The organism is uncultured Idiomarina sp. (assembly GCF_964010655.1).
GTDB lineage: Bacteria > Pseudomonadota > Gammaproteobacteria > Enterobacterales > Alteromonadaceae > Idiomarina > Idiomarina baltica.
The window spans coordinates 14,253-37,926 of sequence record NZ_CAXGLS010000018.1 but is presented as its reverse complement, the minus strand read 5'-3'; the positions used below and the strand labels follow the sequence as shown (position 1 = coordinate 37,926).

General features: G+C 48.0%; 24 protein-coding genes and 2 tRNA genes. 18 read left to right on the top strand and 8 right to left on the bottom strand.

Going from position 1 to position 23,674, the window contains the following annotated elements; translation table 11 throughout:
- Positions 1–84: 84 nt before the first annotated feature.
- Positions 85–606: a hypothetical protein gene (locus ABNS04_RS06425; RefSeq protein ID WP_272977900.1), complete on the top strand. Its 522-nt coding sequence runs from the start codon at positions 85–87 to the stop codon at positions 604–606.
- Here the strand turns inward: ABNS04_RS06425 and yhbY are convergent.
- Positions 603–899: a ribosome assembly RNA-binding protein YhbY gene (gene yhbY, locus ABNS04_RS06420; protein WP_006955161.1), complete on the bottom strand. Its 297-nt coding sequence runs from the start codon at positions 897–899 to the stop codon at positions 603–605. The two genes, ABNS04_RS06425 and yhbY, sit on opposite strands and share 4 nt — an antisense overlap.
- A gap of 96 nt (positions 900–995) precedes the next feature.
- On the opposite strand from yhbY, the gene rlmE reads away from it, so the two are divergent.
- The 17 genes from rlmE to ABNS04_RS06335 all read left to right on the top strand — a co-directional run bounded on the left by rlmE (position 996) and on the right by ABNS04_RS06335 (position 18,377).
- Positions 996–1,622, top strand: coding sequence for a 23S rRNA (uridine(2552)-2'-O)-methyltransferase RlmE (rlmE, locus tag ABNS04_RS06415; RefSeq protein ID WP_006955162.1), 627 nt, complete (start codon positions 996–998; stop codon positions 1,620–1,622).
- 50 nt (positions 1,623–1,672) lie between these two features.
- Entirely contained in the window at positions 1,673–3,619 is a 1,947-nt protein-coding gene (gene ftsH, locus ABNS04_RS06410; RefSeq protein WP_272977901.1) for an ATP-dependent zinc metalloprotease FtsH, read from the top strand.
- Between the two features lie 81 nt (positions 3,620–3,700).
- The gene (folP, locus tag ABNS04_RS06405; protein WP_272977902.1) at positions 3,701–4,516 is read left to right on the top strand and encodes a dihydropteroate synthase; all 816 of its coding nucleotides are present in this window, start codon (positions 3,701–3,703) and stop codon (positions 4,514–4,516) included.
- A complete protein-coding gene (glmM, locus tag ABNS04_RS06400; protein WP_272977903.1) occupies positions 4,513–5,853 on the top strand; it encodes a phosphoglucosamine mutase in 1,341 nt (446 codons plus the stop codon). The genes folP and glmM overlap by 4 nt, the downstream gene beginning before the upstream one ends.
- 86 nt (positions 5,854–5,939) lie before the next feature.
- Positions 5,940–6,698, top strand: a complete 759-nt coding sequence (tpiA, locus tag ABNS04_RS06395; RefSeq protein ID WP_006955166.1) for a triose-phosphate isomerase — start codon at positions 5,940–5,942, stop codon at positions 6,696–6,698.
- Between the two features lie 5 nt (positions 6,699–6,703).
- Positions 6,704–7,033: a preprotein translocase subunit SecG gene (secG, locus tag ABNS04_RS06390; protein WP_286681721.1), complete on the top strand. Its 330-nt coding sequence runs from the start codon at positions 6,704–6,706 to the stop codon at positions 7,031–7,033.
- Between the two features lie 26 nt (positions 7,034–7,059).
- Positions 7,060–7,144: transfer RNA gene (locus ABNS04_RS06385), tRNA-Leu, on the top strand.
- Between the two features lie 65 nt (positions 7,145–7,209).
- Positions 7,210–7,286 (top strand) — tRNA-Met (locus ABNS04_RS06380).
- Positions 7,287–7,445: 159 nt separating this feature from the next.
- The gene (gene rimP / locus ABNS04_RS06375) at positions 7,446–7,904 is read left to right on the top strand and encodes a ribosome maturation factor RimP (protein ID WP_040487805.1); all 459 of its coding nucleotides are present in this window, start codon (positions 7,446–7,448) and stop codon (positions 7,902–7,904) included.
- Positions 7,905–7,929: 25 nt separating this feature from the next.
- On the top strand, positions 7,930–9,423 hold the full coding sequence (gene nusA / locus ABNS04_RS06370; protein ID WP_006955198.1) for a transcription termination factor NusA: 1,494 nt from the start codon (positions 7,930–7,932) through the stop codon (positions 9,421–9,423).
- 27 nt (positions 9,424–9,450) lie between these two features.
- A complete protein-coding gene (gene infB, locus ABNS04_RS06365; protein WP_006955197.1) occupies positions 9,451–12,141 on the top strand; it encodes a translation initiation factor IF-2 in 2,691 nt (896 codons plus the stop codon).
- A gap of 71 nt (positions 12,142–12,212) precedes the next feature.
- A complete protein-coding gene (rbfA, locus tag ABNS04_RS06360) occupies positions 12,213–12,590 on the top strand; it encodes a 30S ribosome-binding factor RbfA (RefSeq protein WP_006955196.1) in 378 nt (125 codons plus the stop codon).
- Positions 12,591–13,550 (top strand): tRNA pseudouridine(55) synthase TruB, encoded by a 960-nt coding sequence (gene truB, locus ABNS04_RS06355; RefSeq protein ID WP_272978784.1) that lies wholly within the window; start codon positions 12,591–12,593, stop codon positions 13,548–13,550. It begins immediately after the preceding gene.
- Positions 13,551–13,645: 95 nt separating this feature from the next.
- On the top strand, positions 13,646–13,915 hold the full coding sequence (rpsO, locus tag ABNS04_RS06350; protein WP_006955194.1) for a 30S ribosomal protein S15: 270 nt from the start codon (positions 13,646–13,648) through the stop codon (positions 13,913–13,915).
- A gap of 170 nt (positions 13,916–14,085) precedes the next feature.
- Positions 14,086–16,227 carry a polyribonucleotide nucleotidyltransferase gene (pnp, locus tag ABNS04_RS06345; RefSeq protein WP_006955193.1) on the top strand — a complete coding sequence of 714 codons (2,142 nt, stop codon included), beginning with the start codon at positions 14,086–14,088 and terminating at the stop codon, positions 16,225–16,227.
- A gap of 90 nt (positions 16,228–16,317) precedes the next feature.
- Entirely contained in the window at positions 16,318–17,199 is an 882-nt protein-coding gene (gene nlpI / locus ABNS04_RS06340) for a lipoprotein NlpI (RefSeq protein WP_272978170.1), read from the top strand.
- Between the two features lie 35 nt (positions 17,200–17,234).
- The gene (locus ABNS04_RS06335; protein WP_348671239.1) at positions 17,235–18,377 is read left to right on the top strand and encodes a hypothetical protein; all 1,143 of its coding nucleotides are present in this window, start codon (positions 17,235–17,237) and stop codon (positions 18,375–18,377) included.
- On the opposite strand, the gene ABNS04_RS06330 is transcribed toward ABNS04_RS06335, so the two are convergent.
- From ABNS04_RS06330 to mltB, 7 genes are read right to left on the bottom strand one after another with little or no spacing between them, the layout of a single operon-like run.
- Positions 18,309–18,701, bottom strand: a complete 393-nt coding sequence (locus tag ABNS04_RS06330) for an MAPEG family protein (protein ID WP_083773237.1) — start codon at positions 18,699–18,701, stop codon at positions 18,309–18,311. The two genes, ABNS04_RS06335 and ABNS04_RS06330, sit on opposite strands and share 69 nt — an antisense overlap.
- Complete coding sequence (gene lipA / locus ABNS04_RS06325) at positions 18,698–19,663, bottom strand: lipoyl synthase (protein WP_006955189.1); 966 nt, start codon at positions 19,661–19,663, stop codon at positions 18,698–18,700. The genes ABNS04_RS06330 and lipA overlap by 4 nt, the downstream gene beginning before the upstream one ends.
- Positions 19,647–20,312 (bottom strand): lipoyl(octanoyl) transferase LipB, encoded by a 666-nt coding sequence (lipB, locus tag ABNS04_RS06320; RefSeq protein WP_040487720.1) that lies wholly within the window; start codon positions 20,310–20,312, stop codon positions 19,647–19,649. Before lipB ends, lipA begins: the two co-directional genes overlap by 17 nt.
- Before the next feature lie 56 nt (positions 20,313–20,368).
- Positions 20,369–20,635, bottom strand: a complete 267-nt coding sequence (gene ybeD, locus ABNS04_RS06315; protein ID WP_006955187.1) for a DUF493 family protein YbeD — start codon at positions 20,633–20,635, stop codon at positions 20,369–20,371.
- Between the two features lie 9 nt (positions 20,636–20,644).
- Entirely contained in the window at positions 20,645–21,811 is a 1,167-nt protein-coding gene (locus ABNS04_RS06310; protein ID WP_006955186.1) for a D-alanyl-D-alanine carboxypeptidase family protein, read from the bottom strand.
- A 38-nt stretch (positions 21,812–21,849) separates the two neighbouring features.
- Positions 21,850–22,659, bottom strand: coding sequence for a septal ring lytic transglycosylase RlpA family protein (locus tag ABNS04_RS06305; protein WP_272978173.1), 810 nt, complete (start codon positions 22,657–22,659; stop codon positions 21,850–21,852).
- Entirely contained in the window at positions 22,649–23,656 is a 1,008-nt protein-coding gene (gene mltB, locus ABNS04_RS06300) for a lytic murein transglycosylase B (RefSeq protein ID WP_006955184.1), read from the bottom strand. The genes ABNS04_RS06305 and mltB overlap by 11 nt, the downstream gene beginning before the upstream one ends.
- Positions 23,657–23,674: the final 18 nt, after the last annotated feature.

Sequence of the window (23,674 nt, the reverse complement as noted above, 5' to 3'; positions counted from 1 at the left end):
GTTTTTTTATGCTTAAAACTTGCAAAACAGTTTGTTTTTTTAGAAAGTATTACTGTTGTGTTAATAGCATGTAAAGGAGGTTTCATGGAAAGAAACGCAGTATTTGCCCCAAATTATGCGTGGGGTGAGCCTACCATCAGAGAGTTAATGGAACGTCTTAAACCGGTTGCCAAAGTGCAAACGATAAAAGGCGTCGTCGAGTGGCTCGGAGTCAGCTATCATGACTATAAAAATTGGCGTTACCGACAAGTTATTCCTTATAAATTACTCATTACCAAATTAATGAGTGAAGGGCTATCGGTCGATTGGCTTTTCGCGCCTGGTGTTAAGCTTATGTATCCTAAATCAACACCTGAACTTGCAGAGAGCTTAAGTTCCTTAACTTGTGAACAAGACTACCGCTTTTACTGGAAAGCGATGCAGATGGTTGAGCCGACTCTTAAGAAACATCAGTTGGACAACTCTGAAGCACATCGCAATGAACTGCTGAATGTTTACTTTTTAGCACAAGAGGGATGGATTAAGACTGAAGTAGCGATGGGCTGTGTGGCGCGGGCTATGAGACGTGTCTCAAACCCTATTACGCCACAATACAGCTGCGGTTAAGCTCTTGGTAATCGCATACGAGGTTCTTTAGCTGGACGGAACAAGATTTGTGTTTTACCAATGACCTGAACTTGTTCCGCACCTGTTTCACGCACAATGGCAGCCATCATTTGTTGGCGTAGCTCACGGTCTTCTTCTGGCACTTTTACCTTGATGAGCTCATGATCTTCCAACGCTTGCTCAATTTCGGCAATCACGCCTTCAGTAAGCCCATTTGCACCGAGTAAAACCACCGGTTTGAGCGGGTGCGCTTCGCCTTTTAAAAACTGTTTTTGCTTATTAGTTAACGACATACGATAATAATCCTGTAATTTGAGCTTGAATTACGGTTATTGTAACGCCATCTAATGGGTACACGCTAGTTTAATCAGACAGTCTGGATAGTATTAATGGGTAAAAAGCGCAGCGTCAGCAGCCAACGTTGGTTAAAAGAACATTTTGATGATCCGTTTGTGCAAAAAGCGCAAAAACGCGGATTGCGGTCACGTGCCGTATTTAAGATAGAAGAAATTCAACAGCGTGATAAATTAATAAAAAAAGGGCAAACTGTTGTTGATTTGGGCGCAGCGCCTGGAGGCTGGTCGCAATATGTTGCAGACTACTTCAATGGCGATGGTCAGGTAATCGCGTGCGATATTTTATCGATGGACCCAATCGCTGGCGTCGATTTTCTGCAGGGTGACTTTCGCGAACAGGCAGTTTTAGACGCGTTGTTGAGCCGAATTGGCGGTAAAAACGTAGATGTAGTGTTGTCCGATATGGCCCCTAATATGAGTGGTAATGACAACGTCGACCAGCCCCGTGCAATGTATCTTGTTGAGCTGGCGTTGGACATGTGTCACCAAGTACTGAAACCTGGCGGCAGCTTTGCTGTCAAAGTGTTTCACGGACAAGGGTTCGAAGAGTTTTTAAAAGATGTTAGAGCGGCATTTAAGACGGTAAAGACGCGAAAGCCAAGTTCGTCTCGATCACGTTCGCGAGAGGTATACTTGGTAGCGACAGACTACAAGTTGTAGTACCCTGACATCAACGATTGATTATTTAAATACACTAGAGGTAATAGGCTTTGAGCGATATGGCAAAAAATCTCATCTTGTGGCTCGTCATAGCCGTTGTGTTGATGAGCGTTTTTCAGAGCTTTAGCCCTGGCGAAAACGCTGGGTCTCGCATGGCGTATAGCGAGTTTCTAAAGCAAGTGGACAACGGCAATGTGCGACGCGCCGATTTTGGTGAAGATGGTCGCACCATCACGGTGATGACACGAAATGGCCAGTCGTATAAGACAGTCATTCCGACGCAATCCGATCCGAAGATCGTTGATCAATTGGCGAACAAAAATGTTGAGTTCTCGGGAACGCCACCGGAAGAACCTAGCATTCTCACGTCAATTTTCATTTCTTGGTTCCCGATGTTGCTCTTAATCGGTGTGTGGATATTCTTTATGCGACAAATGCAGGGCGGCGGTGGTCGCGGTGCAATGTCGTTTGGCAAGAGTAAAGCACGCTTAATGAGCGAAGATCAGACTAAAACCACGTTTCGCGATGTGGCGGGTTGTGATGAAGCTAAAGAGGAAGTCACCGAACTGGTCGACTATCTTAAGGATCCTTCTAAATTCCAACGCTTGGGCGGTAAAATACCAAAAGGCGTGTTAATGGTCGGTCCGCCGGGTACAGGTAAAACGTTGCTTGCTAAAGCTATTTCAGGCGAAGCAAAAGTGCCTTTCTTTAGCATTTCTGGCTCTGACTTTGTTGAAATGTTTGTCGGTGTCGGTGCTTCTCGGGTACGCGATATGTTTGAGCAAGCGAAAAAGTCTGCTCCTTGTATTATCTTTATCGACGAGATAGACGCCGTGGGTCGCCAACGTGGCGCCGGTCTTGGCGGCGGTCATGATGAGCGCGAGCAAACGCTAAACCAAATGTTGGTAGAAATGGATGGATTTGAGGGTAACGAAGGTATTATCGTTATCGCTGCAACCAACCGCCCAGACGTACTTGACCCTGCGTTATTGCGTCCAGGTCGTTTTGACCGCCAAGTTGTGGTGGGCTTGCCGGACGTACGCGGACGTGAGCAGATTATAAAAGTACACATGCGTAAAGTTCCGTTGGGCGACGACGTGCGTGCCGATTTGATTGCGCGCGGTACACCTGGGTTCTCGGGCGCTGACCTCGCTAACTTAGTTAACGAAGCTGCGTTATTCGCAGCCCGAGGCAACAAACGTGTCGTCTCAATGGAAGAGTTCGATAAAGCGAAAGATAAGATCATGATGGGTGCCGAACGTCGTTCAATGGTAATGACCGACGATGAAAAGGCGATGACGGCTTATCATGAAGCGGGTCACGCGATCGTGGGTCGTTTAGTGCCTGAGCATGATCCGGTCTATAAGGTATCGATCATTCCAAGGGGCCGTGCATTAGGGGTTACCATGTACTTGCCAGAGCAAGATCGTGTGAGTCATTCTAAGCAACATTTAGAAAGCATGATTTCAAGCTTGTTTGGTGGTCGGTTAGCCGAGCAGATTATCTATGGCGTTGATAAGGTCACGACTGGCGCGTCAAATGATATTGAACGGGCAACAGAAATTGCTCGTAAGATGGTGACCCAGTGGGGCTTGTCAGAAAAAATGGGTCCTTTGCTCTACGCTGAAGACGAAAATGAAGTCTTTTTAGGGCGTCAAGTCACTCAGCATAAACACATGTCTGACGACACCGCGCGCGCGATTGATCAAGAAGTTAAGTCAGTGATTGATCAGAACTATCAACGTGCTAAAACAATATTGGAAGAGAATATTGATATTCTGCACGCTATGAAGGACGCGCTCGTAAAATACGAAACTATCGATGCGGGTCAGATTGACGACTTAATGAATCGTCGTGACGTTCGTCCCCCGAAAGGCTGGGATGATCGCGATGATAATGATAATGGTACCAATGGTGGTACTGCCGAAAAGGCAGGCGAAGAAGAGCGGCCAGATCGTCCTATTAACGTGGACAAACCGGGTGACGCGACGTCGTAACCAACCATTACTGAAAAGCCACCGATTGGGTGGCTTTTTTTTGTCAATTGTTTGTGTAGTCATGATGTGAGGAACTAGACCATGAGTAAGCTTGCGCGACCGTTGAGTGTCATGGGGATTTTAAATATTACCCCGGATTCATTCAGCGATGGGGGAAACTATAATAATGTTGATGATGCGCTACGGCGTGCAGAAACCATGATACAAGCCGGTGCTACATGGTTAGATATCGGCGGTGAGTCGACTCGTCCCGGCGCGCAAGCTGTCGCTGAAGCAGAAGAACTTGATAGAGTGATTCCGGTGCTTGAGGCGATTAAGCAAAGATTGGACGTGAAGGTATCTGTCGACACCGTTAAACCCGCAGTGATGAGTGCGGCCATCGAAACTGGCGTTGACATGATTAATGACGTGAATGCCTTACGCGAACCTGGAGCGATTGAAGTTGTGGCTGCCAGTGATGTTGAGGTCTGCTTAATGCATATGCAAGGTGAGCCGCGTACCATGCAACATGATCCACGTTATGAAGACGTGATATGTGAAGTAAAAACCTTTTTCGAGGACCGCATACATCAATGCGCCAAGGGAGGTATTGATGGACACCGAATTTGGTTAGACCCAGGGTTTGGGTTTGGTAAGTCACAACGTCACAATTATCAAATGCTACAGCGCTTGCAAGCCTTTCATGAGTTGCGTTGTCCATTACTTATTGGAATGTCACGTAAGTCGATGATCGGACACGTAACGGGGAAAAATGTTAACGAGCGCTTGTCAGGAAGTATCGCAGCCGCCACAATAGCAGCTTATAAAGGCGCACGTATGATCCGTGTGCATGATGTAGCAGAAACCGTTGATGCGATGCGGATTGTGTCAGCGACCCTGGAAGGAGATTTTTTGTGACAGAAAGGAAATATTTTGGTACCGATGGTGTACGTGGGTTGGTTGGAGAACATCCTATTACACCTGAGTTTGCGGTTAAACTTGGTTGGGCTGCCGGTAAAGTATTGGCGGCAAAGGGAACACGCAAGGTACTCGTGGGTAAGGATACTCGCATCAGCGGCTATATGCTCGAATCGGCACTTGAAGCCGGTTTGTCCGCTGCAGGGGTGAATGTTGACTTTTTAGGTCCCATGCCAACACCGGGTATTGCTTATCTGACCCGCACCTTCCGCGCGGCAGCAGGCATTGTTATCAGTGCATCGCACAATCCATACTATGACAATGGTATTAAATTCTTTGCCGATAACGGTCATAAGCTGCCCGATCAAGTTGAGTTAGATATCGAACATTTGATTGACCAACCCATGGATTGTGTCGCATCCGAACATTTAGGTCGCGCCAATCGTATCAACGACGCGGCGGGCCGATACATTGAGTTTTGTAAAAGTGCATTTCCGAGCCACTTGTCATTAACGGGGATGCACATTGTCGTCGATTGTGCCCACGGCGCGACTTATCATATCGCACCGAACGTGTTTAGAGAGCTTGGTGCCAAAGTCACTGAAGTCGGTACTCGACCCGACGGACTTAATATTAATAAAGAGTGTGGTGCAACTCATCTAGATGCACTACAGCAGGAAGTACTGAAACAGAAAGCACATGTAGGTATAGCGCTCGATGGTGACGGTGATCGTATTATGATGGTCAGCGACAAAGGGCGTATTCTGGATGGCGACGAAATACTCTACGTACTTATGGTTAACGCACTTCGCTCAGGAACCCTGAAGGGGGGGGTTGTTGGTACTTTGATGAGTAACTTTGCCCTTGAACAGGCGTGCCAATCACTTGATGTTCCCTTTATTCGCGCAAAGGTCGGTGACCGCTACGTTATTGAGCAATTGAAGGCGAACGATTGGGCGTTGGGGGGAGAAAGCTCAGGGCATATTATCAATCGCGATTTCCATACGACAGGCGATGGTATACTCGCCGGCCTGCAAGTACTCGCGGCCATGGTCGCGGAAGACAGTGACATCGAAACATTACTGGACGGGTTTAAAAAGTTACCGCAGACATTAGTGAATGTTCGGTATCCGTCAGGTGCTGACCCGCTTAACAGTCCTCAGGTTAAAGCCGTTGTTGCTGAAGTAGAAACCGCGTTGGCTGGAAAAGGGTGCGTGTTGTTGCGGAAATCGGGCACGGAGCCAGTTATTCGGGTCATGGTGGAAGGCGCTGATACGCGTGCCGTGAAAACGTTTGCACAGCAGATTGCCCAAGAAGTCGAGGCGGCTACAAAATAGGCAGTCAGTGCGCGGGAATGAAATTGGTGCTTGTAACTTTGGTTTGCATCAGCTAATATTCCCGCGCCTTAAAGAGAGGAGCTTAAATGTCTAACGCGTCACTGGTTATTGCCAACTGGAAAATGAACGGTAACCGAGCACTCACTCGCAATATGAGTGAAGTTCTGCGTGACAATCAAGCCGACTTTAAAGGTGTAAATGTGGTCATATGTCCACCGTACACGTTGCTGTCTGAAATGGCAGGGCACATCTATTACGATGATGTCGCGTTAGGTGCGCAAAACGTGAGCGAGTATGAAAGCGGAGCGCACACTGGTGAAGTCTCTGTTGCGATGTTGCAAGAATTAGGCGTCGAGTATGTCTTGCTTGGGCATTCTGAACGTCGCGCCGAGCAACACGAAAGCGACCAACTGGTTGCTGCCAAAGCGGCCACTGTAACCCAAGCTGGGTTGACCGCAGTGATTTGTGTTGGCGAAGATAAAGCACAGCGCGAGGCTGACAATACATGGTCAGTCATCCAAGCTCAGCTCGAAAAGAGTCTGGCTGGATTAAGCGCAAAGCAAATGGCACGTGTTGTGGTAGCTTATGAGCCGATTTGGGCTATTGGTACCGGTGAGACAGCATCGCCCGCGCAGGCACAAGAAGTACATGCAAAAATTCGTGGTTGGTTAGTTGAAAACTACCAACAAGTTGGAGCTAAAACTCCACTTTTATACGGTGGCTCAGTAAAAGCGAATAATGCTGAGTCATTGTTTTCAGAAGCAGATATAAATGGTGGTTTGATTGGTGGCGCAAGCCTAAATGGCGAAGATTTCTGCGCTATCTGTCGAGCAGCCAAGGGATAAAGTTTATGTTTGAAGTATTGATGGTGATGTTTCTCATTGTAGCCATTGTTCTTATTGGCTTCATCATGATACAGCAGGGTAAAGGCGCAGATATGGGCGCTTCATTTGGCTCAGGCGCATCAAACACGGTATTTGGTTCGTCAGGTTCTGGTAACTTCTTGAGTCGTACCACTGCCATTTTAGCTGTCATATTTTTTGTGTTGGCTCTAGTGCTTGGTAATTTATCAACGTCGGTTTCAGATTCGTCTGAAGATTTCTCTGACTTGAGCGCACCTGAGCAGCAAACGCCGCCTGTTGAAGAACAGAATGGCCAACAGGTACCTCCGACCAACTAATTGAGTCGAGTCGGTTAATAGTTTACGCGGATGTGGTGGAATTGGTAGACACGCTATCTTGAGGGGGTAGTGCTTTCGGGCGTGCGGGTTCAAGTCCCGCCATCCGCACCAATATTATTATTGCTCAGAGCTTGAAATGAGCACAAAAATCCCTATAATATCAAGCAAGTTTCGGACGCGGGGTGGAGCAGTCTGGTAGCTCGTCGGGCTCATAACCCGAAGGTCGTAGGTTCAAATCCTGCCCCCGCAACCAATTTCAAGTGCCAAACGGTTTGGCGTTTGAAATAGACAAAGGGTCCAGTGTTTTAAAAGCCCCGCAGAAGCTCGGGGCTTTTTGCTATGTGGCCTAAGCTATCGTTAGGATAGTCACAACACTGGGCGCTTGCGCCCTTTTTTTGTTTTAGGAGGCAATTTGGCACGTATAGAGGAACGTTTATCGGACATGCTTCGCCCAGCCGTTGAGGCCTTGGGTTTTGAATTGTGGGGCATTGAGTTTGTCCGTGCCGGCAAGTTTTCAACGTTGCGTATTTACATTGATAAGGAAGAAGGTATCAGCGTTGATGATTGCGCTGACGTCAGTTATCAAGTGAGCTCTGTACTTGACGTAGAAGATCCGATCAATACGGAGTATAACCTGGAGGTTTCGTCACCCGGTATGGAGCGTCCGTTCTTCTCTATTGCGCAAATGCAGCCTTATATCGGCGAAACGGTCGCGTTCGAATTGACCGTAGCTAAACAAAATAAGCGGAAGTTCCAAGCGGTTCTGGAAGGAATTGAAAATGACCAACTGCAACTCAGCGTTGGTCAAGAGTCTTTGACGGTGGGTATGCACGAAATCAAGAAAGCCCACTTAGTACCGTCATTTGATTAACGATTTGCGTTGGTGAGGCAGAATCATGAGTAAAGAAATCCTGTTGGTAGCAGAGGCTGTTTCCAACGAAAAGGCAGTCCCTCGAGAGAAAATTTTTGAAGCGTTAGAGTCGGCATTAGCTCACGCGACCAAGAAAAAGTATGACGGCGATATTGATGTGCGTATTGATATTGATCGTGCAACGGGCGAATTTGATACGTTCCGCCGTTGGTTAGTGGTTGAAGATACCGATACGGGTCTTGAGCACCCTTATCGTGAAATTAGCCTGTCAGCCGCGCAGTATGAAGACCCATCGCTACAATTAGGCGATTACGTCGAGGAACAAATTGAGTCGATTCAATTTGACCGCATTACAACGCAGACGGCAAAACAAGTTATCGTACAGAAAGTACGCGAAGCTGAGCGTGCCCAAGTGGTTGACGAATACCGTGACCAAGTGGGTGAATTAGTCACAGGCACGGTTAAACGAGCGAATCGCGAGCATGTTATCTTAGATTTAGGCAATAATGCTGAAGCGATTATTTATCGTGAAGAAATGTTGCCGCGCGAATCAGTTCGTCCGGGTGACCGAGTGCGTGGTTTGCTTTACGATGTGCGTCCAGAAGCGCGTGGAGCTCAGTTGTTTGTCACGCGTTCGCGCCCCGAGTTCTTAATGGAATTGTTCCGTATCGAAGTGCCGGAAATCGGTGAAGAGATGATTGAACTCAAAGGCGCCGCTCGCGATCCTGGTTCGCGTGCTAAAATTGCGGTTAAAAGCAATGACCGCCGCATTGATCCGGTGGGTGCATGTGTGGGTATGCGTGGTGCACGTGTACAAGCAGTATCAGGGGAGCTCGGTGGCGAGCGTGTTGATATTGTGCTGTGGGACGATAACCCCGCGCAATTTGTTATTAACGCAATGGCACCTGCGGAAGTGGCTTCAATTGTAGTCGATGAAGATGCTCATACCATGGATATCGCTGTTGCAGCCGATAACCTAGCGCAAGCGATCGGTAAAAGTGGACAGAATGTTCGGTTGGCCAGTCAGCTCAGTGGTTGGACGCTTAACGTCATGACCGTTGATGACTTCAACGAGAAAAACGAAGCAGAAACGAATCGCTTGTTAAACTTATTTATAACCAGTCTCGATATCGATGAAGATTTTGCGTCGGTACTCGTGGACGAAGGATTTTCTTCACTTGAGGAAGTGGCTTACGTTCCTGTAGCTGAGTTCCTTGAAATTGAAGGCATGGATGAAGATATTGTTGAAGAGTTACGTGGTCGCGCGCGTGCCTACTTAACAACGAAAGCATTGGCTGACGAAGAGTCTCTTGAGTCAGCAGAGCCGGACGAATCATTACTTGGGCTTGAAGGAATGGACCGCCACTTGGCGTACGTTCTTGCCAGTCGCGGTGTGACCTCATTGGAGGAGCTCGCGGAGCAAGGCATTGATGACTTAGCCGGAATCGAAGAGCTGGATGAACAGCAAGCTGGCGACTTAATCATGAAAGCCCGCAATATTTGCTGGTTCAGCGAATAACCACGATCAGCGGAGGTACAACAGACTATGGAAGAAGTAACGCTCGAAAAGCTGGCCAAAGATGTCGGTACAACAGTTGATCGTCTGATTCAGCAGTTTGCTGAAGCGGGCATTAAAAAAACGCCTGATGATGGCGTGACAGAAGATGAGAAACAAAAACTATTGGCACATTTGAATAAGCAGCATGGCGGCGGTGGCTCATCAGAGCCCAGCAAAATGACCCTTAAGCGTAAAACTAAGAGTACGCTGAGTGTCGGTGGTGGTCGTGATGCCAAATCAGTACAAGTCGAAGTGCGCAAAAAGCGTACATATGTAAAACGTTCAGCTGCTGAAGAGCAAGAGCGCGAAGAGCAAGAGCGTCTTGCCGCAGAGAAGGAAGCGGAAGAGGCGAAGCGTCGCGAAGAAGAAGCCAAAGCCAAGGCGGAAGAAGAAAAACGCCAACAAGCGGAGGCTGAAGCTAAAGCGAAAGCAGCGCGCGAAGCTGAAGAGAAAGAGAAAGCGGCTCGTAAAGAGAAAGAAAAAGCGAAACAGAAAGCGGAAGCCGAGCGGCGTGCGGCAATGACGCCAGAAGAGCGTGAGGCTGCCGATAAAGCTAAGCAGGAAGCAGACAAGTTACGTATGCAGCAAGAAGAAGAAGCGCGCAAGAAAGCCGAGAAAGAGGCTGAAAAGCAAGCGGAAGAAGCTCGTCGTTTGGCTGAAGAAAATGCCAAGCGTTGGGAAGAAGAAGAGAAAGAGCGTAAAAAGGCCGAGCAAGAAGAAGTGCATTTTACAACCTCTTCGACAGCCCAAGAAGCAGAAGACGCACAGGATTATGACGAGGAGCGTAAGTCGCGTCGTCGTAACAAGAAACGTCGTCGCAAAGATGAAGAGGCGGATGAGCGTACACCGCGTCGTGAAAAGCGTCGTAAAGGTGGACGCCGTGGTTCAAGCTTGCAACAAGGCTTCAATAAGCCAGCTCAGCCGGTAGAACGCGACGTTAAAATCGGCGAGACCATCACTGTGGGTGAATTGGCAAGTCGCATGGCGGTTAAAGCAAGTGACCTGATTAAAACCATGATGAAGATGGGTGAAATGGTCACCATTAACCAGATTCTTGATCAGGAAACTGCTGCGTTAGTGGTAGAAGAGCTTGGCCACAAAGCGGTAGTCGTTAAAGACAATGCGCTTGAAGAAGAAGTCTTGTCAGACCGTTCTGAAGGTGGAGAGGAAGAGCCTCGTGCGCCAGTGGTAACGGTCATGGGTCACGTCGACCACGGTAAAACCTCATTACTTGACCACATCCGTAAAGCGAAAGTGGCCTCAGGTGAGGCGGGTGGTATCACCCAGCATATTGGTGCATACCACGTTGAAACTGACCATGGCATGATTACCTTCTTGGATACACCAGGACACGCCGCATTTACCTCAATGCGTGCACGTGGCGCTGGTGCCACGGACGTGGTTATTCTTGTAGTTGCTGCGGATGATGGTGTGATGCCACAGACTAAAGAGGCTGTGCAGCATGCGAAAGCGGCGGGCGTACCTATCGTGGTCGCTATTAACAAAATGGATAAAGAAGAAGCTGATCCAGACCGTGTTAAAAATGAATTAGCACAACTTGATGTCATCCCGGAAGATTGGGGCGGTGACGTGATGTTCATTCCTGTGTCTGCGCACAGTGGCATGGGAATTGACGAGCTTCTTGAAGGTATCTTGCTACAGTCAGAAGTACTCGACTTGAAAGCAGAAAAAACAGGTATGGCGTCGGGTATCGTGGTCGAATCACGCTTAGACCGTGGTCGCGGTCCCGTTGCGACAGTATTGGTACAGCGTGGCTTGTTGCGTCAGGGCGATATCGTACTTTGTGGTCTTGAATACGGTCGTATTCGTGCGATGCGTGACGAGACCGGTAAAGATATTAAAGAAGCAGGTCCTTCGATTCCGGTAGAGATTTTAGGTCTGTCAGGTGTTCCACAAGCGGGTGATGAAGCGACTGTCGTTAAAGACGAGCGTAAAGCGCGTGAAGTTGCGAACTACCGCCAAGGTAAGTACCGTGAAGTTAAGCTGGCGAAGCAGCAGAAAGCGAAACTTGAGAACATGTTTGCCAACATGGCAGAGGGTGACGTATCTGAACTCAATATCGTATTGAAATCAGACGTACAAGGTTCTTTGGAAGCTATCTCTGATGCGCTCGTGAAGTTATCAACCGATGAAGTCAAAGTGAATATCATCGGCAGCGGAGTTGGTGGTATCACCGAAACCGATATCTCACTGGCAAGTGCATCGAACGCAATCGTTGTCGGCTTCAACGTACGTGCTGAGGCAGCGGCTAAGAAGTTGGTCGAGCAAGAAAATGTGGATCTACGCTACTACAGCGTTATCTACGACTTGATTGATGAAGTTAAGCAAGCAATGACCGGCATGTTACGCCCAGAATTTAAACAACAAATCATCGGTCTTGCAGAAGTCCGTGATGTGTTTAAATCACCGAAATTGGGCGCGATTGCAGGTTGTATGGTTACTGAAGGCATTGTTAAGCGTTCAGCACCTATCCGCGTATTGCGTGATAATGTTGTTATCTATGAAGGTGAGCTAGAGTCACTACGCCGCTTTAAAGATGACGTACAAGAAGTCCGTAATGGTATGGAATGCGGTATCGGTGTTAAGAACTACAACGATGTCAAAGAAGGCGACCAAATCGAGGTGTTTGAGACGGTACAGGTTGAACGTACACTGTAAACCTCGAAAGTTTGCTTTCGATTATGATAAAACCGCGGGCATCCTGTCCGCGGTTTCAGTTTGGAAGAGTTATGGCACAAGAATTTAGTCGTACAGAGCGGGTACGCCATCAGCTACAACGAGAAATCGCGATGATTTTGCAGCGTGAGGTAAAAGATCCGCGCGTGAGTATGGTAACGGTCTCTGATGTTGAAGTTTCTCGAGATCTGGCATACGCCAAAGTGTTTGTCACGTTTTTGCACGATGACGATGACCAGGTTAAGGCGGGCCTTAAGGTACTCAATCAGGCATCGGGTTTTATTCGCTCGTTGCTTGGTAAACGTATCAAAGCGCGCGTAGTTCCAGAGCTTAAGTTTCAGCACGATGGCTCGCTTAACGAAGGTATTCGTATGAGTCGGTTGGTAGACGAAGCGCGTAAGCGGGATAAGAACGAATCTGAGGGTGAATAAATGGGTCAGGCACGTCCGCGTAAGGGTCGGCCAATAAACGGCGTACTGTTACTCGATAAACCCAAGGAAATGACATCTAACCGTGCCATTCAAGTGATTAAACGGTTATATGAGGCGCAAAAAGTAGGGCATACGGGCGCCCTTGATCCGCTGGCTACTGGGCTATTGCCCGTGTGTCTAGGCGAAGCGACCAAGTTTTCCCAGTATTTATTGGATGCGGATAAAGCCTATCGCGTGGAAGCACAATTGGGCGTGCGCACGACTACGAGTGATGCCGAAGGTGAGGTCGTTGAGCAAAATACAGTGGATGTCTCGGATACGCAGCTGAACGACATCATTGCTCAGTTCACCGGTGAACAAGCGCAAACGCCTTCAATCTATTCGGCATTAAAGTACGAGGGCAAACCGCTTTATTATTATGCGCGTCGAGGCATTGATGTACCGCGCAAGACAAGGACTATCAGTGTTCGCGCGATTGAACTTCTTCACCGTGATGGTGATTTTGTCACCTTGCAAGTCGCATGTTCCAAGGGAACTTATATCCGGACTTTAGTAGATGATATGGGTCAAGCGCTTGGCTGTGGTGCCCATGTGCGCGAGTTACGCCGTACCCATGTTGCCAATTTAACGGATGCGCAGCAATGGTCTCTCGAAGCGTTGGAACAGTGCGATGATGAACAGCGCTTAGCGTGCCTCGAACCTGTCGATACGTTATTGAATGAATTGCCAACGCAAACTATCAGCCAGGCGGAGGCGCGCGACGTCATGCACGGTCAGCCGGTCTTTAATCGTACCCTTGATACACAGGCGGTGGGGGACGAATGCCGATTATGCGCCAAGAGCACGGCAGGTCATAGTGTGTTTATTGGCGTTGTCGTTTTGCGTAAAGACGGTAAGTTGTGGCCAAAACGAGTACTTGCGTTGGATTATTGCGGTTTCAATTTATCGGATTTGAAATAGTCATTGAAATATTTACTGAGCGCCTTATAATACGCGCTCTTTCCGCTGCTGAATTAGTGATCGGAAGCGGGTCATTTAAAACTTAAGGAGTTATTATGTCACTAACTGTTGAGCAAAAAGCAGAAATCGTAAAAGAATTTGGTCAGGGCGAGAACGACACAGGTTCTCCTGAAGTGCAAATCGCTTTGTTGACTAAAAACTTGGCGGAATTGCAAGGTCACTTTAAAGCGCACAAGAAAGATCACCACTCACGTCGTGGTTTGTTGCGCATGGTAAGTCAGCGTCGTAAATTGCTAGATTACCTCAAAAAGAAAGACCAAAGCCGTTACGTTGCGGTTGTAGAAAAGCTTGGCATCCGTCGCTAAGTCAAAAATTTCGAAAAAAGGGTCCCTCGGGACCCTTTTTTTATGCTTATTTTTTGATAAGGGGTCTTAATTCTGTCATCTATGCCTTATACTATGTGACGATTGAAAATAGATAGAAAACGAACACCAATCCGGGTGTTCACATTCAGTTAGGTAAAGGAAAGCAAAACGTGAATCCAATAACTAAACAATTTCAGTATGGTCAACACACAGTTACATTGGAAACTGGCGTTGTAGCGCGTCAAGCAACTGCAGCTGTGATGGCCAGCATGGATGATACAACCGTACTCGTCAGCGTAGTTGCCAAGAAAGAAGCGCGGGAAGGACAAGACTTTTTTCCATTAACGGTCAACTATCAAGAAAAAACCTACGCAGCGGGTAAAATCCCAGGCGGTTTTTTCAAGCGTGAAGGTCGTCCTAGCGAAAACGAAACGTTGACATCACGTCTTATCGATCGCCCCATTCGTCCATTATTCCCTGAAGGGTTCATGAACGAAGTACAAGTGGTTGCGACTGTTGTGTCGGTCAACCCACAAGTAAGCCCAGATCTCGTTGCAATGATTGGTACCTCGGCGGCGCTGGCTATTTCTGGTGTGCCATTTAATGGTCCCATCGGTGCGGCTCGCGTGGGTGTTATCAACGATGAATACGTACTTAACCCAACGCAAGATGAACTTACCGAATCTAAGTTAGACTTAGTGGTTGCTGGTACTCAGCAAGCGGTCTTGATGGTCGAATCAGAAGCCAACCTTTTATCAGAAGACACCATGTTGGGTGCCGTGATGTTTGGTCATGAGTCGATGCAAGTCGTTATCGATGCGATCAATGAGTTTGCTCAAGAAGCAGGCAAAGAAAAATGGGATTGGCAGGCGCCACAAAAAGACGCCACTTTGGTTGAGAAAGTGAAGTCACTCGCCGAAGCCGGCATCGGCGAAGCCTATCGCATTACTGACAAAGCTGAGCGCTACGGCAAGATCGCTGAAGTTAAGCAAGCGATGATTGAGCAACTCGTTGCTGAAAATGAAGAAGCCGATACCGATGAAGCGGGCAAAATCTTCCACGACGTCGAAAAAGATATCGTGCGTAGCCGCATCTTAGCGGGCGAAAAGCGTATTGACGGTCGTGACCCAGACATGGTGCGTGCTATCAGTGTAGCAACGGGCGTGTTGCCACGTACCCACGGCTCAGCTTTGTTTACGCGTGGAGAAACTCAGGCGTTAGTTACAGCGACGTTGGGTACTGACCGCGATGCGCAGATGATTGACGAACTGACCGGTACTTCGACCAGTCGCTTCTTGTTGCACTATAACTTCCCTCCATACTGTGTGGGTGAAACCGGTATGGTCGGTGCACCTAAGCGCCGTGAGATTGGTCATGGTCGTCTTGCTAAGCGTGGTATCCAGGCGGTTATGCCGAGCCACGAAGAGTTCCCATATACCGTTCGTGTGGTGTCTGAAATCACAGAATCAAATGGTTCTAGTTCAATGGCATCAGTGTGTGGTTCTTCGTTAGCATTGATGGATGCAGGCGTTCCAATTAAGTCTTCAGTAGCGGGTATCGCTATGGGACTTGTTAAAGAGGGCGATAAGCACGTTGTCTTGTCTGACATTTTAGGTGATGAAGATCACTTAGGTGATATGGACTTTAAAGTAGCGGGTAACAACGAAGGTATCACTGCGCTGCAGATGGATATTAAGATCGATGGTATCACCCGTGACATCATGGAAAGTGCGCTAGGCCAAGCTAAAGCGGCCCGTTTGCACATCTTGTCTGTGATGGACGAAGCAATCGGCGAACACCGCGATGAGCTCTCTACGTATGCACCACGTTTCACGACCATCAAGATTGATCAAGATAAGATCAAAGACGTGATTGGTAAAGGTGGCGCTGTTATCCGTGAGTTGACTGAGTCAACGAATACCAATATTGAAATTGGCGATGACGGTACGATTAAGATTGCTGCCAGCGATCAAAATGATGCCGATGCAGCCATCAAGCGTATTAAAGAGCTAACTGCTGAAATTGAAGTAGGCAAAATTTATCAAGGTAAAGTAGCACGTATCGTTGACTTTGGTGCGTTCGTTACAGTATTACCGGGTAAAGACGGGTTGGTACACATTTCACAGATCGCTGAAGAGCGTGTGAACGATGTCAATGACTACCTCAAAGTAGGCGACACGGTACCTGTTAAAGTGCTTGAAATTGACCGTCAAGGTCGTGTTCGTTTGAGCATGAAAGAAGCGGCTGAAAAGCCAGCTGAAGCGAATAGCGAACAATCGACTGAGCAATCGGAAGACAAAAGCGAAGATTAATCGTTAATCTTTACCCAGTAAAAGCCCTGTTGAGCTAGCTCAATGGGGCTTTTTTTGCTCTAATGGAATAAATTTTCAAGGGTATATTCTATGCGATTACTTTCTTTGGCAGCGTTGCTTGCTGTGACCCTAACAGGATGTGCAACTCCGCCCGCGAATCAAGCCGATGCACTCGCAGCACCCACGCCTAATGTTGTGTTAGCAGAGCCCGAACAGGCTGAGTTTCGTTATGAAATAGAGATCGCGCGTATTAGTCAATTAGTGAGTGATGAATCGTTATCTGATGAAGAACTCGCATTTGCCTTTTATCGACGTGGTGCATTGTATGACGCGCTAGGCTTACGTACGTTGTCGCGCATGGACTTTATGCGGGCGATAGAAGTCAAACCACGGTTAGCAGATGCCTACAATTATTTAGGCATACAATACACTGAGTTGGGCGAGTTCGACTTTGCTTTTGAGGCACTTGATTCTGCACTTGAGCTTGACCCCGACCATCCGTATGCATTGCTTAACCGAGGCATCGCAGAATATTACGATAATCGTGTTAAATTTGCGGTTAATGATTTCCAAGCACACCTTAAAAATGATCCCAGCGATCCTTATCGCGTGATTTGGTTATTTCTGGCGCAGTATCGCGAATCACCCAATGAGGCGTTGAATGCGTTGGCACGCAACCAAAAGGGAATAGATGAAGAAGACTGGGCTAACCGAATTATTGAATTGTATTTAGGAGAACTGAGCGAAACTGAGTTTTTGCAACAACTCACGGTGCAGCTTCGGGGTGATGAAACCCTAGCAGAGCGTCTGTGTGAGGCTTATTTCTATCTCGGTAAATACAGTCAACGGCAACAGCAGTGGACTAAAGCGGCCAATTATTTCAAGTTGGCATTAACGACTAACGTGCATGAATTTGTTGAACATCGTTATGCCGACATTGAGTTGGAGCAAACTCGCCGACAACTGCAATGAAAACCCTCTGTATTTTGCTAGGGGTCGCCCTAGGGGTGACCCTAATCTCCAAAGATTCTCAACCGACATCAACCCAACTGCGTTGGGCCGCAGCGCTTAACGGAGACGCCAATGCCCAGTTTGAGGTGGGCGAAGTATATCAGCAGCAACAACGTGTCAGTGCGGCACTGATATGGTGGCAACGAGCGGCTCAAAATGGCTCGAAAAAGGCGCTTGAACGCCTCCAGTCCAAATTTCCGCAACATTCTAAGCGTTGGCTCAATATTGCTGCGGAGCAGGGCGATGAGCACGCTACTGCGCAGTTAGCTGAGTTAGCATTAAATGATCCCACGATATCTTGGCCAGATTGGTATTCGCGCTTTGGTCAGTCTGAACTTTCTGGTGGAGCGAGCGCACTTATTGCCTCTAAAAATGCACCCTCGTGTACCAGGGTGGTGCCCGTAGTCGCGCGTTCTAACGCCAGTAAAGCGCGTTATGTGGCCTTGCTTGAAGCTATCAGTGGTATACAGAATGAATCGAGTGCAGGCCAGGTATGTTTCGCCTGGCAACATAGACCTAAACAGCATTGCTCAGTTACTGCTAGCCAACAAGCAGTATGTGATGAGACCGGTTTGACAGGAGACACCGGAAAAATACTATTAGCTCAGGCGGGTCGCTCCTACACTCGTCCTAATACAATGGTGCTTGGACAAAGTGCAACGCCTGAGGTTATTCGACATGAATGGGCGCACTGGCTAGGTTTTGCGGATGAATATGCGATGCGCATGCCTTATGCGCGTAATTTTTGTATGGGGCGCTATGCTCAGCAGCCGGTCAATATCGTGGTCACTGAAAAGCCAACAATGAGCAGTTCTGAGCTGCAAGCGTTATGGCGTCGCCTACCTTGGTCTTCGCACATAAGTGACTGGCGCAAATTAGCACGTCCGTTGGGGGAGGATCAGTGGCAGCTAGGTTCGAGCAGTGCACACGGAGTTGGTCTATATGCTGCGCAAACCTGTGCGGCAGTTCCGGGACGCTATGCGTGGAAACCCTTAGCGCAGGAAACTTTGATGGAACGTCATCAGTCAGGAGTGTGGCCTGACTTATATAATCTTTTACAGCAGCCGGCGTTACTGCATGATGGCGAGTTGAGCCAACATCAAAATGGGGCACAAAAAGGCGAAAAACCAAACGAGTGAACGCAATTTGTCCCAATTGAGTAAATAAAGAATATTGTAGGCAATACGAAGCACAATAAAGCTCACTGCTAGCCCCGTTGCGTGGGGACTGATTTGTTCACTGGCGAGATTAGCCAGTACAGCGGCTGCGTAAAGCGGAAACGCTTCGTAAGCATTATAGTGAGCGGCGACAGCTCGGGCGCCAATGCCGGTGAGCCGAGATTGCTGGGCGCGCGGATGATGGTTGTCATACCCGTTCGCCCGATTTTGGAAAAACACCACAGGTGCCTTAGCCAATACGGGTAAGACACCTGCGATTAACAAGCACCACAGCAGTGTGCTCATCGTACAGTTTCACCGGCTGCTTGTAGGTCAGCATGGTAGGATGAACGTACCAAAGGTCCACTGGCGATATGGCTAAAGCCCATTTCTACGCCCGCAACACGGAGTTCTTCAAACTCGTCAGGGTGTACGTAACGAGCGACCGGAATATGGTGACGGCTAGGTTGCAGATATTGACCAATTGTCAGCATATCGCAGTCATGAGCACGTAAGTCACGCATGACCTCTAAGATCTCTTCTTTGGTTTCACCCAAGCCAACCATGAGACCCGATTTAGTGCGCACATCTGGACGTGCTTCCTTGTACTTCTTCAACAAGTCCAATGACCACTGATAGTTTGCGCCAGGGCGCGCCGCTTTGTACAAGCGCGGAACCGTCTCTAAGTTGTGGTTGAATACATCAGGCGCTTCGCCGGACAAGATGTCCAACGCAACTTTCATACGTCCACGGAAGTCAGGCACCAAGATCTCGACCTGAATTTCTGGGGTGTACTTACGAATTTCACGGACACAGTCGGCAAAGTGTTGGGCACCACCATCACGCAGATCGTCACGGTCAACTGACGTAATTACAACGTACTTTACGCCCATGTCATGGATAGTCTTACCGAGTTTTACCGCCTCTTCAGGATCGGGTGGTAATGGACGACCGTGCGCAACATCACAGAATGGACAGCGACGTGTACAGATATCACCTAGGATCATAAAGCTTGCTGTACCATGGTTAAAACACTCGGGTAGGTTAGGGCACGATGCCTCTTCACATACCGAATGTAAGCCGTGGCTACGCATGGCTTGTTTGATTTCATCAATACGTTGCGTGTTTGACGGCAACTTAACCTTCAGCCATGAAGGTTTGCGTAACATTTGGTCACGTTCAGTCGGAACGATCTGAACAGGAATAAGTGCCATTTTGTCGGCGTCGCGCATTTTAACGCCGGGTTCCACTCTAACTGGCTTTGACATAAGCTTCTGCAAGTCCTGTTTCCGATTGAGTATTTCGGTAGCCAACACGTTCGATAAAGCGTTGCGTTACCCTCTCTGCTGCTTCTTCGAAGCTCTGCGGACCGCCTAAGTCCGCCGTTTGAATCATTTTTATACCGGTCAACCCACACGGGTTGATGCGGCTAAAGGGTTCCATATCCATATTGACGTTTAACGCCAAGCCATGAAAAGAACACCCTTTACGGATGCGTAAACCGAGTGAACAGACTTTATCTCCGTCCACATAAACACCCGGCGCGTCGCGGCGCGGTGCGGCTTCAATTCCGTAATCGTTTAATACGTCGACGATGGTATTCTCGATCTCGTTCACGAGCTGCCGAACACCGAGGCTGAGACGTCGTATATTAAGCATAAAATAAACCACCAGTTGCCCCGGACCATGGTAGGTCACTTGGCCACCTCTATCGACCGGAACAACGGGAATATCACCCGGCGCGAGTAAGTGCTCTTCTTTACCCGCCTGTCCTTGGGTAAATACTGGCGAATGCTCAACTATCCATAGCTCATCGGGCGTTGAATCGTCACGCGTATCGGTGAATGATTGCATGGCCCGCCAAATCGGCTCATAAGCCTGACGACCCAAGTCACGAACAATAATTTTATCCATCATCGACCTATTATAACGAGATGCGCTTGTGGCGGCTAGCGTTGCTTTATTACGAGCAGTTATAGCACATAGCGGACATCTTCAATGTCAGCTAGAGAGCGGTAGAGAATTTCGATATGTTCCTGACTCTCGACACGAACCGAAACCGAAACGGAATGGTAGTTGCCTTTGCTACTCGGCTTGACCGAGGGACTGTAGTCCCCCGGTGCATGCTGCTGTAATACTTCAACGACTTGATCAGGAAGCGTGGCCGTAGCTACGCCCATCACCTTAAAGGTAAAGTGACATGGAAAGTCGACTAGCTGATCAAAACGAGTTTTTTGCATACGGATTGCTTATTCCTCAGAGAACTTACGTTTAATATAGTCCATTGCACGCTTAAAGAAACCGCCTTCCTCGACACTTTGCAATGTAACGAGTGGGAAAGAAGCGACATCTTCACCTTCAAGTTGAAGGTAGACGGTGCCGACGTGTTCGCCTTTCTGCAATGGTGCTTCTAACTCTTGATTGAGTTCAAAGTTTGCTTTTAATTTGTCGCGTTGACCACGCGGCAGCGTGATAACAACATCTTCGCTAATACCTAACTCGACCTGGTCTTTGTCTCCACCCCAAATTCGTTGAGATACGAAACTCTCACCGGCTTCATACGCAGTAACCGTTTCATAATAACGGAAGCCGTAGTTAAGTAATTTTTTGCTTTCAATTTTACGTGCTTGTTCGCTACCGGTACCGATGACTACTGAAATCAGTCGAGTATCGCCGTCCACCGCAGACGTCACTAAACTATAGCCAGCTTCGCTGGTGTGACCTGTCTTAATGCCATCGACATTCATGCTTCGGTCCCACAACAACGCGTTTCGATTGTATTGCTTTATATTGTTATAAGTATACGATTTTTGAGAGTATATTTTATACTCTTCGGGGGTCTCATTGATAAGTGCGCTCGCCAATTTACTCATATCGCGTGCCGAAACATACTGTTCCGGATCGGGTAAACCATGACTGTTAGCAAAATGACTGCTGGTCATACCGACTTCTTGCGCGTACGTATTCATTAAATCTGCAAAAGCACCTTCGCTGCCGGCAATGTACTCTGCCATGGCGACACAGGCGTCGTTACCAGACGAAATGATAATACCGTGGTTAAGGTCCGACACACTGACCTCAGTACCTACTTCGATGAACATCTTCGATGATTCGGGGAAATTTTTTGCCCAAGCATTTTCGCTGATAGTGACCATGTCCGAATTACTAATACGACCAGCTTGAATTTCTTTACCGATAATATAGCTTGTCATCATCTTGGTCAGACTCGCGGGCGGCAGGCTCTCATCTGCGTTACCTTCGGCGAGTACTTTACCTGTTTTGTGGTCAATCAGAATATACGCCTTAGCGTTGACCTGAGGAGGATTCGGGACAAGCGACTGAGCACTTGCAACACCAAAGGAAAACACAGCAACGAGTGTGACGAGTGGTTTTATCATCTTGTTAACTATCTTCATGGTTATCGCTTTAACATCTTTTATGTGTGTGGATTATATCAATTTTGATTGTTCGAGTCAGTTGCTTCCGCACTATTCGCGGTAATTTTAACTCTAAATGCGTTAGGAAAACCCTTCGCCCTAACTTGCTGTAACCATTTATTGGCTTCAACTTGTGGCAAAGGTCCTAAAAGTAGCTTATGTAGACTCTCGTTTGACTGAGTAGTTGCATGTGCTTGCCAATTTTTTGGTAACTGGTCGCGTAAGGTCGATATTTTTTGCGCATCTTCGCTGGCGAATAGTTGGACATAATAGCGATGTTCAACGGCGGGCGATAAAAACTCAATGGCTTCAACTTTAACCGGTGCTGTGCCGTGACCTACGATGTCCAGTTTATAGGCAGCCGCAAATGATAAATCGATGAGTCGATCGGAGTGAAATGGGCCACGATCGTTGACTCTTACGATCACCTGTCGTTGGTTATTCAAGTTTGTCACTCTTACGTAGGTTGGCAGTGGTAACCGGGTATGGGCGGCAGTCATACTGTACATATCATAGTATTCGCCATTAGATGTGAGGTGACCATGAAACTTATTGCCATACCACGAAGCGATACCTGTCTCTGAATAACCCTCAGCGCTTTCCATTACATCGTAAAACACGCCATTGACTTGATAATCTTGGTTACCTTGTCGACTTAAAGGCTCCTGTACCGGTGTCGCACTTTGCAACTCCGTAGCGGTAGGGATGCGTGTTGGTGCACTATCGTGCGCTTGTTGGTAACGACCTGAGGGCTGCGAGCTGCAGCCCTGCAATAGCACTACACAACTGACCAGCGAAGCGCCTAAACGCACCATTTTATGAGTCATTTTGATGTTCATAAGCAGAGGCAATTTGTTCGCTCAATTGATAAGCGACCATAGCGTATAGTGGGCTGTGGTTGTAGCGTGTAATGCTGTAAAAATTGTCAAAGCCTAACCAGTATTCATGACCTGTTTCGGTTTCAAAAGCCAGCACTTTAACGGCAAGGTCATCAGCGTATTGGCTGTCGATTTGATAGCCTTGACGGCGCAACTGACCAATCGTGGTATCAGGTTTCATACCTTTTGAGGCAACCGCTGCCCAATCTTGATTTTGCTCAGGTTGGTAGGCGACCGGTGCGCCGGCTTGCCAGCGGTGTTCCGCAAAATAGTTTGCCACGCTGCCAATCGCATCGGTGGTGTTGTTAATTAAATCGCGCTTACCGTCATTATCGAAGTCGACAGCATAGTGTCGGTAGCTGGATGAGATAAATTGACCATACCCCATGGCACCGGCATAAGATCCCACGGGCTCTGTAACATCCCAACCTTGCTCGGCGGCTAAACTAAAGTATTCGGCGAGTTCCGATGAAAAGAATGAACTCCGTGGCGGATAATAAAAACCAAGGGTATATAAGGTATCTAAAACGGAATATTTCCCTAAGTACTCACCATAGAAGGTCTCGATACCGATAATGGCAACAATAATGCGCTCGGGTACACCAAACTTCTGTGCTGCACGCTCTAGCTCATCTTGATGAGCTTGCCAGAACCGGACACCCGCGGCACGGCGCTTATCGGTCAGGAAAATAGGGTAGTATTGATACCAAGGTTTAGCCTCCCACGGCTTTTGGATGGCAGCGAGCACATCCTCGTTACGTCGCGCCTTAGCTAACCACTGCTGTAGCTTTTCCGGTGCGATTCCTAATGCCTCACTTTGTTCGCTCACAAAGGCATCGATTCGTTGTTGTGCTTCAGTTTCGGTGCGTTGCGTTTGCGCGCTCGCGAATGGTCCGCTAAGCGCGGCCAACATGATGGAGGAGGTTATTATCGCTGATTTAATCATACTGCACCTACATAATCG